Source organism: Microbacterium sp. SORGH_AS_0888, assembly GCF_030818905.1.
Lineage (GTDB): Bacteria > Actinomycetota > Actinomycetes > Actinomycetales > Microbacteriaceae > Microbacterium.
The window spans coordinates 1,702,844-1,718,441 of the sequence record NZ_JAUTAZ010000001.1 but is presented as its reverse complement, the minus strand read 5'-3'; the positions used below and the strand labels follow the sequence as shown (position 1 = coordinate 1,718,441).

11 protein-coding genes and 1 pseudogene are annotated in these 15,598 nt (G+C 70.3%); 8 read left to right on the top strand and 4 right to left on the bottom strand.

Features of this window, described 5'->3' with window-relative positions; all coding sequences use genetic code 11:
• Window positions 1-164: 164 nt before the first annotated feature.
• The 4 genes from QE381_RS08315 to QE381_RS08300 all read left to right on the top strand — a co-directional run bounded on the left by QE381_RS08315 (window position 165) and on the right by QE381_RS08300 (window position 4,094).
• On the top strand, window positions 165-926 hold the full coding sequence (locus QE381_RS08315) for an SDR family NAD(P)-dependent oxidoreductase (RefSeq protein ID WP_307217175.1): 762 nt from the start codon (window positions 165-167) through the stop codon (window positions 924-926).
• Window positions 923-1,708, top strand: coding sequence for an enoyl-CoA hydratase/isomerase family protein (locus QE381_RS08310; protein ID WP_307217173.1), 786 nt, complete (start codon window positions 923-925; stop codon window positions 1,706-1,708). The genes QE381_RS08315 and QE381_RS08310 overlap by 4 nt, the downstream gene beginning before the upstream one ends.
• Entirely contained in the window at window positions 1,705-2,547 is an 843-nt protein-coding gene (locus QE381_RS08305; protein ID WP_307217171.1) for an NAD(P)-dependent oxidoreductase, read from the top strand. The genes QE381_RS08310 and QE381_RS08305 overlap by 4 nt, the downstream gene beginning before the upstream one ends.
• A 62-nt stretch (window positions 2,548-2,609) precedes the next feature.
• Window positions 2,610-4,094 (top strand): DUF4407 domain-containing protein, encoded by a 1,485-nt coding sequence (locus tag QE381_RS08300; RefSeq protein WP_307217169.1) that lies wholly within the window; start codon window positions 2,610-2,612, stop codon window positions 4,092-4,094.
• Here QE381_RS08300 and QE381_RS08295 read toward each other — a convergent pair.
• The 4 genes from QE381_RS08295 to QE381_RS08280 all read right to left on the bottom strand — a co-directional run bounded on the left by QE381_RS08295 (window position 4,091) and on the right by QE381_RS08280 (window position 9,517).
• Entirely contained in the window at window positions 4,091-4,924 is an 834-nt protein-coding gene (locus QE381_RS08295) for a Cof-type HAD-IIB family hydrolase (RefSeq protein ID WP_307217167.1), read from the bottom strand. The two genes, QE381_RS08300 and QE381_RS08295, sit on opposite strands and share 4 nt — an antisense overlap.
• A gap of 141 nt (window positions 4,925-5,065) precedes the next feature.
• Window positions 5,066-6,484, bottom strand: a complete 1,419-nt coding sequence (locus QE381_RS08290) for a glycoside hydrolase family 1 protein (RefSeq protein ID WP_307217165.1) — start codon at window positions 6,482-6,484, stop codon at window positions 5,066-5,068.
• Between the two features lie 67 nt (window positions 6,485-6,551).
• On the bottom strand, window positions 6,552-8,405 hold the full coding sequence (locus QE381_RS08285; protein WP_307217163.1) for a beta-glucoside-specific PTS transporter subunit IIABC: 1,854 nt from the start codon (window positions 8,403-8,405) through the stop codon (window positions 6,552-6,554).
• Between the two features lie 185 nt (window positions 8,406-8,590).
• Window positions 8,591-9,517 (bottom strand): PRD domain-containing protein, encoded by a 927-nt coding sequence (locus tag QE381_RS08280; RefSeq protein WP_307217161.1) that lies wholly within the window; start codon window positions 9,515-9,517, stop codon window positions 8,591-8,593.
• Window positions 9,518-9,609: 92 nt separating this feature from the next.
• On the opposite strand from QE381_RS08280, the gene rlmN reads away from it, so the two are divergent.
• The 4 genes and pseudogenes from rlmN (at window position 9,610) to QE381_RS08260 (ending at window position 15,571) form a co-directional block, all read left to right on the top strand.
• Window positions 9,610-10,860 (top strand): 23S rRNA (adenine(2503)-C(2))-methyltransferase RlmN, encoded by a 1,251-nt coding sequence (gene rlmN / locus QE381_RS08275; RefSeq protein WP_307217159.1) that lies wholly within the window; start codon window positions 9,610-9,612, stop codon window positions 10,858-10,860.
• 37 nt (window positions 10,861-10,897) lie between these two features.
• A complete protein-coding gene (locus QE381_RS08270; protein WP_307217158.1) occupies window positions 10,898-12,631 on the top strand; it encodes an ABC transporter ATP-binding protein in 1,734 nt (577 codons plus the stop codon).
• A pseudogene (locus tag QE381_RS08265) lies at window positions 12,628-14,707 on the top strand (ABC transporter ATP-binding protein). Before QE381_RS08270 ends, QE381_RS08265 begins: the two are co-directional and overlap by 4 nt.
• Before the next feature lie 99 nt (window positions 14,708-14,806).
• Entirely contained in the window at window positions 14,807-15,571 is a 765-nt protein-coding gene (locus QE381_RS08260) for an SDR family NAD(P)-dependent oxidoreductase (protein ID WP_307217156.1), read from the top strand.
• Window positions 15,572-15,598: the final 27 nt, after the last annotated feature.

Sequence of the window (15,598 nt, the reverse complement as noted above, 5' to 3'; positions counted from 1 at the left end):
CTCGCCCGGTTCCGCGCGGAAGACGCGGCACGAGCACGGGCGCGGCACGAGCACGGGCCGCAGGCGGGAGGCGCCGGGGGTGCACGGCGCGGCGGGCGCACCGCGCGGCCGAGACGCAGTCCCGCGTATGCTGGCACGGGATGCCGGGATTCGAAGGAGAACGCATGGACATCACGGGTTCGTCCGCCCTTGTGACCGGAGGGGCCAGCGGCCTCGGGCTCGCGACGGCGACCGCTCTCGCCGCCGCGGGCGCCGCCGTCACGATCGTCGACCTCGAGGGCTCGCCGGGCCCCGCGCGGGCCGCGGAGCTCGGCGGCTCCTTCATCGCCGCCGACGTCACGAGCCCCGAGCAGATCGCCGCGGCGGTCGAGCGCGCCGCCGCACCGGCCCCGCTGCGCCTGGTCGTCAACTGCGCCGGAATCGCCCCGCCGGCCAAGGTGCTCGACCGCGAGGGCGAGCCCACCCCGCTCGCCGACTTCGAGAGGCTCGTGCGCGTGAACCTCATCGGCACGTACAACGTGATCGCCCAGGCCGCGGCGGTCATGGCCCGCAACGATCCCGCCGCCGGGGGCGACCGGGGCGTCATCGTGAACACCGCGAGCGTCGCCGCCTTCGACGGCCAGATCGGCCAGCCGGCCTACTCCGCCTCCAAGGGGGGCGTGCACGCCATGACCCTTCCCGTGGCGCGCGAGCTCGCCCGCCACGGCATCCGGGTGTGCACGATCGCGCCGGGGATCATGGAGACCCCGATGCTCAAGGGATTGCCCCAGGCCGCGCAGGACTCGCTCGGACAGCAGGTGCCCTACCCGTCTCGGCTCGGCCGACCGGACGAGTACGCCTCGCTCGTGCTCGAGATCGTCCGCAACGGCTACCTCAACGGCGAGACCATCCGACTCGACGGCGCGATCCGGATGGCGCCGCGATGAGCGACACGATCCGCTACGAGGCGCACGGCGGCCTGGCCCGGCTCACGCTCAACCGCCCCGCCTCGCTCAACGCCATGGACTTCGAGATGGGGGAGCGCTGGCGCGAGCTCACCCATCGCGTCGCCGACGATCCCGACATCCGGGCGGTGATCCTGGATGCGGAGGGCCCGGCCTTCTGCGCCGGCGGCGACGTGATCGCGATGTCGGCGCAGGAGTCGGGCATCGGCGCGTCGATCACCGCGATGGCGCACGTCATCCACGACGGCATCCGTGCGCTCACGAGCAGCGACACCCCGGTCGTGGCCGCCGTCCAGGGCGCCGTCGCCGGCGGCGGGCTCGGGCTCATGCTCGCGGCCGACTACGTCGTCGCGGGCGAGCGCGCCCGGTTCGTCTCGCGCTACGCGAACATCGGGCTGACCCCCGACCTCGGCGTCACGACGCTGCTGCCCGCCGCGATCGGCCGGACGCGCGCGCTCCGGCTGCTGCTGCAGGACGAGACGATCGATGCCGCGACGGCCCTGGACTGGGGCCTCGTGAGCGAGGTCGCCGACGACCCCGCCGCCCGGGCGGAGCAGATCGCGCGGTTCTGGCTCGACGGCGCCGCGGCGGCGTTCGGCCAGGCCAAGCGGCTCGTGCGCGCGGGCGCCGGTCGCACGTTCGAGGAGAACCTGGCGGACGAGGCCGTCACGATCGGGGCGGCGTCCGAGACGGATGCCGCCCGCACCCGCATCCGCGCGTTCGCCGCCGCGTCCGCCCGCACCGCCACGAAGGAGAAGCCGTGACCGACACCCCGCCCCTGGCAGGCAAGACCATCCTGATGTCCGGCGGGAGCCGCGGCATCGGGCTCGCGATCGCCCTGCGCGCGGCGCGGGACGGCGCGAACATCGCGCTCCTGGCCAAGACCGACGCGCCGCATCCCAAGCTCGAGGGCACCGTGCACACGGCGGCCGAGCAGATCCGGGAGGCGGGCGGGCAGGCGCTGCCGATCGTCGGCGACGTGCGCGACGAGGACTCGATCACGCAGGCGGTGCTGAAGACCGCGGGGGAGTTCGGAGGGATCGATGTCGTCGTCAACAACGCGAGCGTCATCGACCTGTCGGGGTCGCTCCAGCTCTCGACGAAGAAATACGACCTCATGCAGGACGTCAACGTCCGCGGCACGTTCCTGCTCTCGCGCGCCGCGCTGCCGATGCTCACCGAGGCGGCGAACCCCCACATCCTCTCCCTCTCGCCGCCGCTGAACCTCTCCCCGCGCTGGCTGGGGGCCCACACCGGCTACACGCTCGCCAAGTACGGCATGACGATGGCGACCCTGGGGCTTGCGGCGGAGTTCGCGAAGGACGGCGTGGCCGCCAACACGCTGTGGCCTCGGACGACGATCGCGACGGCTGCCGTGCAGTTCTCGCTCGGCGGCGAGCGGATGATGCGCGCGAGCCGCACGCCCGAGATCTACGCGGACGCGGCGTACGAGGTGATCACGCAGCCGGCGCGCACGTACACGGGGCAGACGCTCGTGGTCGAGGACGTCCTGGAGGCCGCGGGGGTCACCGACTTCGCGCGCTATGCGGCGGTGCCCGGCACTCCGGACACGGAGCTGTTCCCCGACATCTTCCTGGACTGAGGCCCGCGGCCGGCGCCGCGGCTCGCACCTGGCACACAGGCAGCTCCCCCTACCCTTGCGCAGTGTCCTTCTCCGCCCACAGGCCCGGCCGTTTCGGCTCCGACGGCCGCATCGAGCTCTCGTCCGAGACGCCCGAGGACGAGCCGATGTACCTGAGCGACGTCCGTGCGCAGCAGGGCGAGAGCCCGGATGCGGCGACCCTGCCCATCGACGAGACCACGCCGGCCGAGCCGGTCGAGACCACGACGCCCGAGCAGACGGCATCAGAGGAGCCCGAGCCGGTCGCGCAGCGGCCGACGACGCGCGTGCCCCGTGAGCGACGCGGACGACGGCTCCCGCTGTGGCGGCGGCTCGCGGTGCTGGGCGGGGCCGACAACGAGATCCTCGACGACGTGCCGAGCGAGACGTCCCGCTTCGTGCAGATGTTCTTCGTGCTCGCCGGGACCGCGCTCGTCTCCGCCCTGTCGATGACGTTCGCGCTCATCACGGGCGTGCGGATCTCGATCTGGCTCGCGGTGCCGCTCGCGATCGTGTGGGCGCTCATCATCTTCAACCTCGATCGCTTCCTCACCTCGACGATGCGCTCCACGCGCAACCTCTGGCGGCTCCTCGGGCTCGCGTTGCCCCGCGTCATCATGGCCGCGCTCATCGGCATCGTCGTCGCCGAGCCCCTCGTCCTGCAGGTGTTCCACAACGACATCGCTCGCGAGGTGACCTCGACCAACGTCGTGCAGGCCCAGACCGATCAGGACGCGGTCGCCAACGGCCCCGAGAAGCAGGCGCTGGATGCGGCATCCGCCTCCCTCGCCGCCCTGCAGAACCAGGCCGCCACCGGCATCGTGGCGGGGACCTCCTCGACCTCGGCCGAGTCGGTCGCCGCCCAGGCGACGGTGGACCAGCTCACGACCCAGCTGGCGGACCAGCAGAAGGTCATCGACCAGGCGAGAGCGCTGTACCAGTGCGAGCTGACGGGCGAAGGGGCCGGCACGGTCCCCGGCTGCACCGGTCTGCAGGGCGAGGGCGCGAGCGCGGATGCGGCGAAGGCTCAGCTGGCGCAGGCGCAGTCGGCGTACGACGCGCTCGCGAACCAGCTCACCCAGGCGCAGGCGACGCTGGCCGCCGCGAACGGCGCCAGCACCGAGGCCGCCGCGACCTCCGCCGAGCAGAACAAGAAGCAGGCCCAGGACCAGCTGCCGGCGGCGCAGGCGCAGTACGACGCCGCGCTCGCCGCCTACAACGATCGGGCGGCGGCCGTCGCCGGCGGGAACGCGGATGCGGTCGGCCTGCTCAGTCAGATCGGCGCGCTCGAGCGGCTGTCCGAGCGAGAGCCGACGCTGGCCTGGGCGCACTGGCTGATCGCAGCGCTGTTCTTCATGATCGAGCTGTTGCCGGTGCTCGTGAAGGTGCTGACGAGCTACGGCGACCCCTCGCTCTACGAGAAGGCCGAGACCATGCGCAAGCAGGTCGCGCTCGACCGGGTGACGGCGAAGACCTGGCGCGAACGCGCCGCGATCGTCACCGCGCCTCCCTCCGCGACATCCCCCTAGATCAGTCCGTGGCGCGCGAAGGCGTTGTGCACGCCGTCGTCGAGGACCGCGGTGGTGACCTCGTCCGCGATGGCCTTCAGCTCCGGGTCTGCGTTGCCCATCGCGATGCCGGTGCCGCAGACCTCGAACATCTCGACGTCGTTCCAGCTGTCGCCGATGCCGATCGCGTCGGCGGCGTCGATGCCGAGGTGGGCGAGCACGGCCGTGATGGCCGAGCCCTTCGTCACGCCCTTCAGCCCGATCTCGCCGTTGGAGCCGCCGGGGAGCGGGATGCTGCCGGGGATCACGTGGAACCGGTCGCCGAGCTCGGCACGGGCGCGGTCGACGGCATCCGGCGCATCGCTGAGGAACACGGCCTTCGCCACCTGCTCGCGGTCGATCTCGGCGAGCTCGCGGAACCGCGGCGGCCGCTGGGGAGCGGTCTGCGGGTCCACGGGCCCGTGGGGGCGGATCGAGGCCAGCATCGCCTCGACGGCGCGCTGCACGGCGGCGTCGGCGTAGACGCCCTCGCCCGTCTGCAGGAAGTAGTGGATGCCGTGGCCCTGGAAGAACGCCTCCAGCCGGTCGACCGCGTCGAGGGGCATGGGCTCGGCCACGACGGACACGTCACCGGCGACCGCGTACGCGCCGCCGTTGGTGATGGCGCCGTCGAAGCCGATCTCGCGCACGGCGGGATGGATGTCGCCGGCGGAGCGTCCCGTGCTGAGGTAGACGAGGGCGCCGCGCTCGCGCGCTTCGCGGATCGCGGTCACGGTGGAGGGGGCGATGGTGCGGCCGTGGTCGAGGATCGTGCCGTCGACGTCGAGGAAGGCGATGCGGGGAGGGGTCACGATGTTCCATTCTCGCCGGTGCGGCGTGCGCGTGGCCGACTCACCGGCCGGGAACGTCCATAACTCAGGCAGAATCGCGCCCGGAGGCCGGTTTCGGGCCCCAGCGGCGCGAATCGCCTGAGTTATGAACGCCTGCCGGGGTCAGCGGGTGAGGGACGCGCCGTTGGTGCGGATCACCTCGGCGTACCAGCCGAACGACTTCTTCTCGAAGCGCTCGAGCGTGCCGCTGCCGTCGTCGTTGCGGTCGACGTAGATGAAGCCGTACCGCTTGCTCAGCTGGGCGGTCGAGGCGCTCACGATGTCGATGCATCCCCACGAGGTGTAGCCGAGGACCTCGACGCCGTCCGCGATCGCCTCTCCCACCTGCACCAGGTGGTCGTTGAGATAGGCGATGCGGTAGTCGTCGATGACGGTCTTGACGCCGTCGACCTCCACGAGCTCGTCCTTCGCGCCCAGCCCGTTCTCGACGATGAACAGCGGCTTCTGCCAGCGGTCCCAGAACTGGTTGAGCACGAGCCGGAGCCCCACGGGGTCGATCTGCCAGCCCCACTCGCTCGCCGGGAGCGTCGGGTTCGGCACCCCGCCCATGATGTTGCCCGCGCCGGCGACCTTCTTCTCCGGGTCGGCGGTCTGGGCGACGGACATGTAGTAGCTGAACGAGACGAAGTCGACCGTGTGGGTCAGATCCTCGCGGTCCTCGTCGGTGATCTCGAGCTCGATGCCCTTCTCTCCCAGCGTCCGCAGGAAGTATCCCGGATAGGCGCCGCGGGTGTGGACGTCGCCGTAGACCAGGTTGGAGTGGTCGAAGTCCATGACCGCGAGCGCGTCGGCGGGGGAGGGGGTGAGCGGGTAGGTGGGCATCGACAGCACCATGCACCCGATCTGCGCGTTCGGGGCGATCTCGTGCGCGATCCGGGTGGCGCGCGCCGAGGCCACGAGCTCGTGGTGCATCGCCTGGTAGAGCTGTGCGTCGCTGAGCTCCTCCTTCGGCGTGTTGATGCCGCCCGACATGAACGGCGCGTGCAGCAGCGAGTTGATCTCGTTGAAGGTCAGCCAGTACCGCACGCGGGACCCGTAGCGCTCGAAGAGCGTGCGGGCGTAGTTCTCGTAGAAGCCGATGAGCCGGCGGTCGGTCCAGCCGTCGTACGTCTCGGCGAGGTGCAGCGGCGTCTCGTAGTGCGAGATCGTGACGAGGGGCTCGATGCCGTGCTTCTCGAGCTCGTCGAGCACGCGGTCGTAGAAGGCGAGGCCCTCCTCGTTGGGCTCCGACTCGTCGCCGAGGGGGAAGATGCGGCTCCACGCGATCGAGAACCGGTAGACGCGGAAGCCCATCTTCGCGAACAGCGCGATGTCCTCGGCGTAGCGGTGGTAGAAGTCGACCGCCTCGAGCTTGAGGTTGTCGGGCGTCGGTGCCGCGGTGCGGGGCCCGACGATGCCCTGCGGCATGACGTCCTGAACCGACAGGCCCTTGCCGCCCTCCGCGTAGGCGCCTTCGACCTGGTTCGCCGCGGTGGCGCCGCCCCAGAGGAAGCTCGGGGGGAAAGGGGTGGATGTGTTCATTGCTCTGTTCCGTTTCGTGTTTCCGGGAACCGGTCGGGCGGGGCGCGCGGCCCCGCCCGACACGGGATCAGCTCGCAGCGACGACCTGCTCCACGGCGACGGCCACGAACAGCGGCTCGCCGTGCGCGATCGGGCCGGACGCCGGGGATCCGATCGTCGGGTAGAGATCGGGGTTCGTCACGACGACCGGGGTCGTGAGGTCGTAGCCGGCGGCGGTGATCGCCTCCCGGTCGAACTCGACCAGCAGGTCACCGGCCGCGACCTGCTGACCGCTCGTGACCTTGAGCGCGAAGTGCTCGCCGCCCAGCTTGACCGTGTCGATCCCGATGTGGATGAGGACCTCGGCGCCGTCGGCATGCCGCAGCCCGATCGCGTGGCCGGTGGGGAACGCGGCGACGATCGTCGCGTCGAAGGGGGCGTACAGTGCGCCGCTGCGAGGCCGGATCGCCACGCCCTGACCGAGCGACCCGTCGGCGAAGGCGGCATCCGGGGTCTCGCTCAGCGGCACGACGGTCCCGTCGACGGGGCTCAGCACCTGGAGGTCGGTGCTCTCCGGGGCGGGCGCCTGGGCGCTCGGCTCCTTGAAGCCGACGAGCACCACGAGCAGGAACGGGATGACGATGGCCGCCAGCAGGCCGATCCCCAGGAACACCATGTTGCCGTTGCCCAGGAGCGCGGTCACCGCCAGTCCGGACGGCACGACGAACGCGGTCGAGAAGACACCGCCCAGCGAGATGATCGCGCCGCCGATCGCGCCGCCGACGATGCCGAAGGCGAACGGGCGCTTGAGCGGCAGGTTGATGCCGTAGATCGCGGGCTCGGTGATGCCGGCGAGGAATCCGGACAGGGTCGCCGGAGCGGCGAGCGACTTGAGGTTCTTGTCGCGGGCCCGCACCCAGACGCCCGCGACCGCGGCGGCCTGGGCCAGCACGGCGGCGAAGACGGGGGCGATGAGCAGCATGCGACCCGTGGTCTGCAGCTCGAGCTGGAACAGCGGCACGAGGCCCCAGTGCAGGCCGAAGATCACGAACACCTGCCACAGGCCGCCCATGATCGCGCCGCCGAGCCACGGCACGGTGGCGAAGACCCAGCCGATGGCGGCTCCGACCCACCCGCTGAGGACAGACGAGATCGGGCCGATGACGACGAAGACGAGCGGAACCGCCACCAGCACGATGATCATGGGGGTGAGGAACCGGCGCACGGCGGCCGGGAGCTTCGCGTAGAGGAAGCGCTCGGCGTGGCTCTGCAGCCACACGACGATGATGATCGGGATCACGCTGGAGACGTAGTTGACCATCGTGAAGGGGATGCCGAAGAACGTCAGCCCCTCGGCACCGACCAGCGCGGTCGCCGCCGGATACAGCAGTGCCGCGCCGATCGCGAACGAGGTGAACTCGGATGCCTTGAAGTAGCGCGCCGCCGTGATGGCCAGCGCCAGGGGCAGGAAGTTGATGAACGCGTCCGAGAGGGAGTTGAGCACGACATAGGTCGAGGTCGTCGCATCGATCCAGCCGAAGGTGACGGCGGCGGAGAGGAACGCCTTCAGCAGCCCCGTGCCGGCCAGTGCCCACAGCACAGGCGTGAAGACCCCCGAGATCATCTTGATGAAGCGGTTGAAGAGGTTCCCCTTGGGGCCCTCGTCGGCCGGCTCGGCCGCCGCGGACGACCCGCCGAAGCGGGAGATCTTGCCGATCGCCGCGAAGACCTCGGGCACCTCGTTGCCGATGACGACCTGGTACTGGCCGCCGGCCTGTGCGACGGTCACCACTCCCGGCACGGCCTTCAGCGCCGCCGCATCCGCCTTGCTCTCGTCCTTCAGGACGAAGCGCAGTCGCGTCATGCAGTGCACGAGCGAGGTGACGTTCTCTTCCCCGCCGACGCCCGAGAGGACGCCGGATGCTGTCTTCGAGTAGTCCATCTCGGACTCCCTCTTTCCGCCGCTCCGGTGCGGCATTCGATGAAGGGACGCGCGGGTCCGGCTTGTTTCCGGGCAACAAAAAAACCTGAACTCGTTCATCGCCCGTGAGGCGATGTGAGTTCAGGTTTTGCCTGCTGCCGCAGTAACAATCCGTCGCGTCCGCAGGGCGCCGGGCCCTGCGCGAGTTACCGTAGCACCTCCCCGGCGCTCCCGCCACCGTCCGTGTCGCCGGCGCTCACGCCGACCTGCGTCGCGAGGCGTTCGACGTGCACGATGACGTAGAGCAGCTCCTCGTCGGTCAGGTCGGATCCGGTGGCCGCGTGCACGTAGTCCTTGACCTGGAGTGCGATCTCGTACGAGCGGGGGTAGCTGCGCTTGGCGAACTCGAAGAAGGAGGTGTCGCTCGATCGCAGCATGGTCTTCGAGACCAGCCGCTGCAGCAGGAACTGCACGTGCAGGACGAAGCGCGCGTAGTCGGGGCTCTCGACGTCGAGGGTGACGCCGAGCCCCGTCTCCACGACGCTCGCGACGTGCTGCACGCGCCGGAACAGCAGTGCGGCCGTGCCGTTGGGCTCGTCGCGCGTCGCGTTCAGCAGGTGCATCGTCAGGAACACGGCCTCCTCCGCGGGGAGCTCGCGCTCGAGCGCCGCGCCGATGTGGGCGGCCATGTTCTCGGCGGCGCGGAACTCCTGCGGGTGGAGGACCCGTAGCTCCGGCATCTGGGCGGAGGGGATGCGGATCCCCTCGTCGAGCCGTTCGAGCACGAAGCTGATGTGGTCGAGGACCGTGATGACGATGCGGCGGCCCAGATCGTGGCCGAGCTCGCGTTCGGCCTGGTCGACGGCATCCGTGACGGCCTCGATGACGGCGTAGGGAGCGCCGGCCAGCAGCCGGCGCTCGCGGTCGCCCTCCGCGCCGGTCTGCAGCACGAAGGTCTTCTCGACCTTCTCGGGGTCGATCGGGTCGTCGGGCTTGAGCTGGAAGCCCAGCCCGCGCCCCATGAGCACGCGCTCGCGACCCTGCTCGTCGAGGGAGACGACGACGTTGTTGTTCAGCACCTTGTGCACGGCCGACGGCCCGTTGCGTCCCCTGCGCCCTCGGAGGTCCCCCATACACCGATCTTAAACATGCGGTGACCCCTCCGGGGGCGCGTGAAAGCGCGCAGGACCGCGCCGTCGCGGCGAGCGGCCCGTACGCTGGAGGCATGACCGAGCAGCCGCCACGCCCCCGCGTGATCTCCACGCGACCCGCGAGCGCGCCGCAGGTGCGCCCCCAGGCGGAGGGGTGGACGCAGAAGAAGGATGCCGAGGGCCGGCCGCTCCTGCAGTTCGCGAGCCCGAAGCGCGGCAAGCCGCCGGTGCATCTGGCCGATCTCACCTCCGAGCAGCGCGCGGAGCGGCTGGTCGAGCTGGGGTTCCCCCGCTTCCGGGCCGCGCAGCTGGAGAAGCACTACTTCACGCACTACACCTCCGACCCGGCGCTCATGACCGACCTGCCGGCATCCGGCCGCGAGGAGCTGGTGGCGGGACTCCTCCCGCCGCTGCTGACGGAGGTGCGCCGGCTGCAGACCGATCGCGGCGACACGATCAAGTTCCTCTGGAAGCTGCACGACGGCGCGCTCGTCGAGTCGGTCCTCATGCGCTACCCGGGACGCATCACGCTGTGCGTCTCGTCGCAGGCGGGATGCGGCATGAACTGCCCGTTCTGCGCCACGGGGCAGGCGGGGCTCACGCGCAACATGTCGGCGGCGGAGATCGTCGAGCAGGTCGTGCGCGCGAACCGGCTCATCCGGGAAGGCGGGCTCGGCGCCGCCGAGCACGCCGACGAGCGGGTCACCAACATCGTGTTCATGGGCATGGGGGAGCCGCTGGCCAACTATGCGCGCGTCCTGCACGCCGTGCGCGTGATGACCGACAAGAAGCACGGGCTCGGGATGAGCGCGCGCGGGGTGACGGTCTCGACGGTGGGCCTGGTCCCGGCCATCCGCAAGCTCGCCGACGAGGACATCCCGGTGACCTTCGCGCTCTCGCTCCACGCTCCGGACGACGAGCTGCGCGACGAGCTGATCCCGGTCAACTCGCGCTGGAAGGTCGACGAGGCGCTCGACGCCGTGCGCGCCTACTTCGAGAAGACCGGCCGCCGCGTCTCGATCGAGTACGCGCTGATCAAGGACATGAACGACCATGCCTGGCGCGCGGACCTGCTGGCCGAGAAGCTCAACGCGCGAGGACGCGGGTGGGTGCACGTGAACCCCATCCCCCTCAACCCGACCCCGGGATCGATCTGGACGTCCTCGGACAGGTCGGTGCAGAACGAGTTCGTGCGTCGGCTGAACGCCGCAGGCATCCCGACGACGCTGCGCGACACCCGCGGCAAGGAGATCGACGGGGCGTGCGGCCAGCTCGTGGCGACCGAGGCCGACGAGCAGGCTGCCGAGGCGGTGCCCGCCCCCTGACATCGCGGATGTCGGAGGGGTGCGGCAGAGTGTTCGTGTGCTGACCACGCTCCTCATCCGCTACCTCCGCCCCTCGCGGTGGTCGCTGGCGGGTGTCCTGGTGTTCCAGTTCCTCTCGGCGCTGGCGTCCCTGTTCCTGCCGAGCCTCAACGCCGACATCATCGACAACGGCGTCTCGCGCGGCGACACGGCCTACATCTGGCGCACGGGGCTGTTCATGCTCACCGTGTCGCTCGGGCAGATCGTGTGCTCCGTCGTGGCGACGTGGTTCGCCGCCCGTGCGGCGATGATGCTCGGGCGCACCCTGCGCGACGACATCTTCGAGCGCGTCTCGGGGTTCTCCGAGCGCGAGGTCACGGATCTCGGCGCCGGATCGCTCATCACCCGCAACACGAACGACGTGCAGCAGGTGCAGATGCTCGCGATGATGGCGGCGACCTTCCTGGTGTCGGCGCCGCTGCTGGCCATCGGCAGCGTCATCCTCGCGATCCGCCAGAGCGTGAGCCTCGCCTGGATCATCGCGATCGCGGTGCCCGCTCTGCTCGTCGTGGCGGGCCTGGTCATCTCGCGCATGGTGCCCCTGTTCCGCAGCTATCAGGGCAAGCTCGACGGGGTCAACCGCATCATGCGCGAGCAGCTCACCGGCATCCGCGTGATCCGCGCGTTCGTCCGCGAGCCGATCGAGGAACAGCGCTTCCGGGTCGCGAACACCGACATCATGGTCGTCGGCCGCAAGGTCGGCTCGCTGTTCGTGCTCCTGTTCCCGGCCGTCATGCTGATCCTCAACGTCACGGTCGTGGGCGTCATCTGGTTCGGCGGCATCAAGGTCGACGCCGGAGAGGTGCAGATCGGCACCCTGTTCGCCTTCATGCAGTACGTCATGATCATCCTCACGGGTGTCATGATGGCCAGCTTCATGACCCTCATGATCCCGCGCGCGGCCGTGTCCGCGGAGCGGATCGGCGAGGTGCTCGACACGCGTTCATCGCTCGAGCGCCCGATCGACGGAGCGGCCGAGTTCCCGGAGCCGGGAACGGTCGAGTTCCGCGATGTCTCGTTCACCTACCCCGGTGCGGAGCACCCGATCCTCTCGGGTGTCGCCTTCCGGGCCGAGCGCGGCCAGACCGTCGCGGTCGTGGGGTCGACGGGTGCGGGCAAGACGACGCTGGTCTCCCTCATCCCCCGGCTGTTCGACGTGACCGGAGGCGCCGTGCTCGTCGGCGGCGTCGACGTGCGCCGCGCCGATCTCGACGCGCTCTGGCGGACCATCGGCCTGGTGCCGCAGCGCCCCTTCCTGTTCAGTGGCACGATCGCCTCGAACCTGCGCTTCGGTCGCGAAGAGGCGACGGATGCCGAGCTGTGGCGGGCGCTCGAGATCGCCCAGGCGAGCGACTTCGTCGCGCAGATGCCCGGTGGACTCGACGCCCCCGTCGCCCAGGGCGGCACGAACGTGTCCGGCGGGCAGCGGCAGCGGCTCGCGATCGCCCGCGCGATCGTGCACGACCCCCGCGTGCTGGTGTTCGACGACTCCTTCTCCGCGCTCGACCTGGCCACGGATGCGCGGCTGCGCCAGGCGCTCTGGCGCGAGCTGCCGGACGTGACCAAGATCGTCGTCGCCCAGCGCGTCTCGACCATCACCGACGCCGACTGCATCGTGGTGCTCGACGACGGCGGTGTCGTGGGGCTCGGCACCCACGACGAGCTCCTGGCGTCCAGTGCGACCTACCGCGAGATCGTCGAGTCGCAGCTCGGTGCGGAGGCCGCCCGATGAGCGCCGCGAGATCCCGCCGTGAGCCCGTCGAGCTCAGCGCGGAGGAGAGGCTCGAGATCGAGCTGGGCGAACAGGCGCGCCTGGCCGCCGACGACTGGAGCGGCGCCGTGGCGCCGGGCAAGGCCGCGCACTTCTGGCCGGCCTTCCGGCGGCTGATCGGCCTCCTGCGTCCGAACGCGCTCGCCTTCCTGCTCGTGTCGGTCCTCGGCGCGGCCGGTGTCGTCCTCTCGGTGCTCGCCCCGAAGATCCTGGGCGAGGCCACCAACATCCTCTTCGAGGGCGTGGTGTCGACCCATGGCGCCGGCGGGGGCCACCAAGGAACAGGTCGTGCAGAGCCTGAACGACCAGGGTCAGCACGATCTCGCGAACATCGTCGAGGCGATGGAGCGGTTCACCCCGGGCGCCGGAGTCGACTTCATGGCGCTGAGCCGGGTGCTGCTGGGCGTGCTCGTGCTCTACTTCGCCTCCGCGTTGCTGCTGTGGCTGCAGGGCTATGTCGTCAACGTCGTGATGGTCCGCACGATGTGGCGGCTGCGTGAGCAGGTCGAGGCGAAGATCAACCGGCTGCCGCTGCGCTACTTCGACCGCGTGCAGCGGGGGGAGGTCATCTCCCGGGTCACGAACGACATCGACAACATCACCCAGATGATGCAGCAGTCCCTGTCGCAGGCGCTCACGAGCGTGCTGACCGTCGTCGGCGTGCTGATCATGATGCTCTCGATCTCCTGGCAGCTCACGATCGTCGTGCTCGTGAGCTTCCCGCTCATGGGGGTGCTGTTCGGGGTCATCGGGCCGCGCTCGCAGAAGGCGTTCGGCATCCAATGGCGCAAGGTGGGGCGGCTCAACGCGCGGGTCGAGGAGTCGTTCTCGGGTCACGCCCTGGTGCGTGTCTTCGGGCGAGAGCAGGCGTCGCGGGACGCGTTCCGTGCGGAGAACCAGGAGCTGTTCGAAGCGTCGTTCAGGGCGCAGTTCCTGTCCAACATCATGATGCCGGCCATGATGTTCATCGGGAACCTGACCTATGTGGGAATCGCGGTGTTCGGTGCGCTCATGGTCGCCGGCGGACAGCTGCGCCTCGGCGACGTCCAGGCGTTCATCCAGTACTCCCAGCAGTTCACCCAGCCGCTGTCGGAGCTCGGCGGCATGGCGGCTGTCGTCCAGTCGGGCACGGCGTCAGCGGAGCGGGTGTTCGAGTTCCTCGACGAGCCCGAGCAGGAGCCCGACGCCGACGACGCTCCCGCCCCGGCGGACGGCGACGGCACGATCGAGTTCTGCGACGTCGCGTTCTCGTACTCGCCCGACCGGCCCCTGATCCACGACCTGTCGTTCCGGGTCGAGCCGGGCCAGACCGTCGCGATCGTGGGTCCCACGGGTGCGGGCAAGACGACGCTGGTGAACCTCATCATGCGCTTCTACGAGCTCGACGCCGGCCGTATCCTCCTCAACGGTCAGGACATCGCCACCCTCACGCGGCGCGACATCCGCGCCAAGACCGGGATGGTGCTGCAGGACCCGTGGCTGTTCGCCGGCACCATCCGCGAGAACATCCGGTACGGACGCGCCGACGCGACCGACGACGAGATCGCCGCCGCCGCTCGTGCGACCTACGTCGACCGGTTCGTGCACTCCCTGCCCGACGGCTACGACACGCGCCTCGACGAGGACGCGTCGAACATCTCGGCCGGCGAGAAGCAGCTCATCACGATCGCCCGCGCCTTCGTCGCGCAGCCCTCCGTGCTCATCCTCGACGAGGCCACGAGCTCGGTCGACACCCGCACCGAGCTGCTGGTGCAGCAGGCGATGTCGGCCCTGCGCGAGGGGCGCACCTCGTTCGTGATCGCACACCGGCTCTCCACGATCCGCGACGCCGACCTCATCCTCGTCATGGAGAACGGCGGGATCGTGGAACAGGGGACCCACGCCGCGCTGATCGCCGCGGAGGGCGCCTACTTCCGGCTGTACAACTCGCAGTTCGCCCAGGCCGCGACCGATCTCGACGCGGACGCCGGGGAACCGACCCTCGTCGCCGGCGAGGAGAGCCCGCGGCCGGTCCCGACGGATGGCGCAGCCGACTGACTCGGTTGCATGCATGGGAATATATACGCGGTTGCGTCGTTGACCTGAGATGCGGCAGGTCCGCGAGACGCACGGATCCCGCGAAGGGAGTTCATCACCATGTCCGGACAGTTCAATGGCAAGACCGCACTCGTCACCGGGGGAGCATCGGGGATCGGCAAGGCCGTCGCGCTCCAGCTCGCCGTAGAGGGAGCCGACGTCGTCGTCCTGGATCTGCGCGAGGACACCGCGCAGACCGTCGTCGACGAGATCACCGCAGCGGGCGGCTCCGCTCGGGCGGTCGCGGCCGACGTGTCCAAGCCCGACCAGCTCAAGGCGGCGGTGGACGCCGCCGTCGAGGCGTTCGGCGCGCTGCACCTCGCGTTCAACAACGCCGGCATCGGCGGTCCCCAGGGTCTCCTGGCCGACTACGACGACGGCGATGACTTCGCCGCCTACCGTGCCCTGATGGGGATCAACCTCGACTCGGTCTACTACGGCATGCGATACGAGATCCCGGCGATCGTCGCCGCCGGCGGCGGCGCGATCGTCAACACCTCCTCCGTCCTCGGGCTCGTCGCCGAGCCGACGGCCGTGCCGTACACGACCGCTAAGCACGGCGTGGCCGGCATGACCAAGGCCGCGGGCGCGGGCTACGCCGCGCAGGGCGTGCGCATCAACTCGGTCCACCCCGGCTACATCGAGACGCCCCTGCTGGCTGCGCTTCCGAAGGAGGCCTACGACGCGCTCGCGGCGAAGCACCCCGCCGGTCGCCTCGGCACGGCCGAGGAGGTCGCGAACCTCGTGCTCTTCCTCCTGAGCGACAAGGCCTCGTTCGTCAACGGCGCCCAGTTCACGGTCGACGGCGGATACACCGCGGTCTGACCCCTTCCCCTCCGCCCGCGCCCCGTA

What these genes read in the sequence shown, in the direction of transcription:
- QE381_RS08315 (WP_307217175.1), top strand. Translation starts at nt 165, where the DNA reads ATGGACATCACGGGTTCGTCCGCCCTTGTGACCGGAGGGGCCAGCGGC.
- QE381_RS08310 (WP_307217173.1), top strand. Translation starts at nt 923, where the DNA reads ATGAGCGACACGATCCGCTACGAGGCGCACGGCGGCCTGGCCCGGCTC.
- QE381_RS08290 (WP_307217165.1), bottom strand. Translation starts at nt 6,484, where the DNA reads ATGAACACATCCACCCCTTTCCCCCCGAGCTTCCTCTGGGGCGGCGCC.
- QE381_RS08285 (WP_307217163.1), bottom strand. Translation starts at nt 8,405, where the DNA reads ATGGACTACTCGAAGACAGCATCCGGCGTCCTCTCGGGCGTCGGCGGG.
- QE381_RS08280 (WP_307217161.1), bottom strand. Translation starts at nt 9,517, where the DNA reads ATGGGGGACCTCCGAGGGCGCAGGGGACGCAACGGGCCGTCGGCCGTG.
- rlmN (WP_307217159.1), top strand. Translation starts at nt 9,610, where the DNA reads ATGACCGAGCAGCCGCCACGCCCCCGCGTGATCTCCACGCGACCCGCG.
- QE381_RS08260 (WP_307217156.1), top strand. Translation starts at nt 14,807, where the DNA reads ATGTCCGGACAGTTCAATGGCAAGACCGCACTCGTCACCGGGGGAGCA.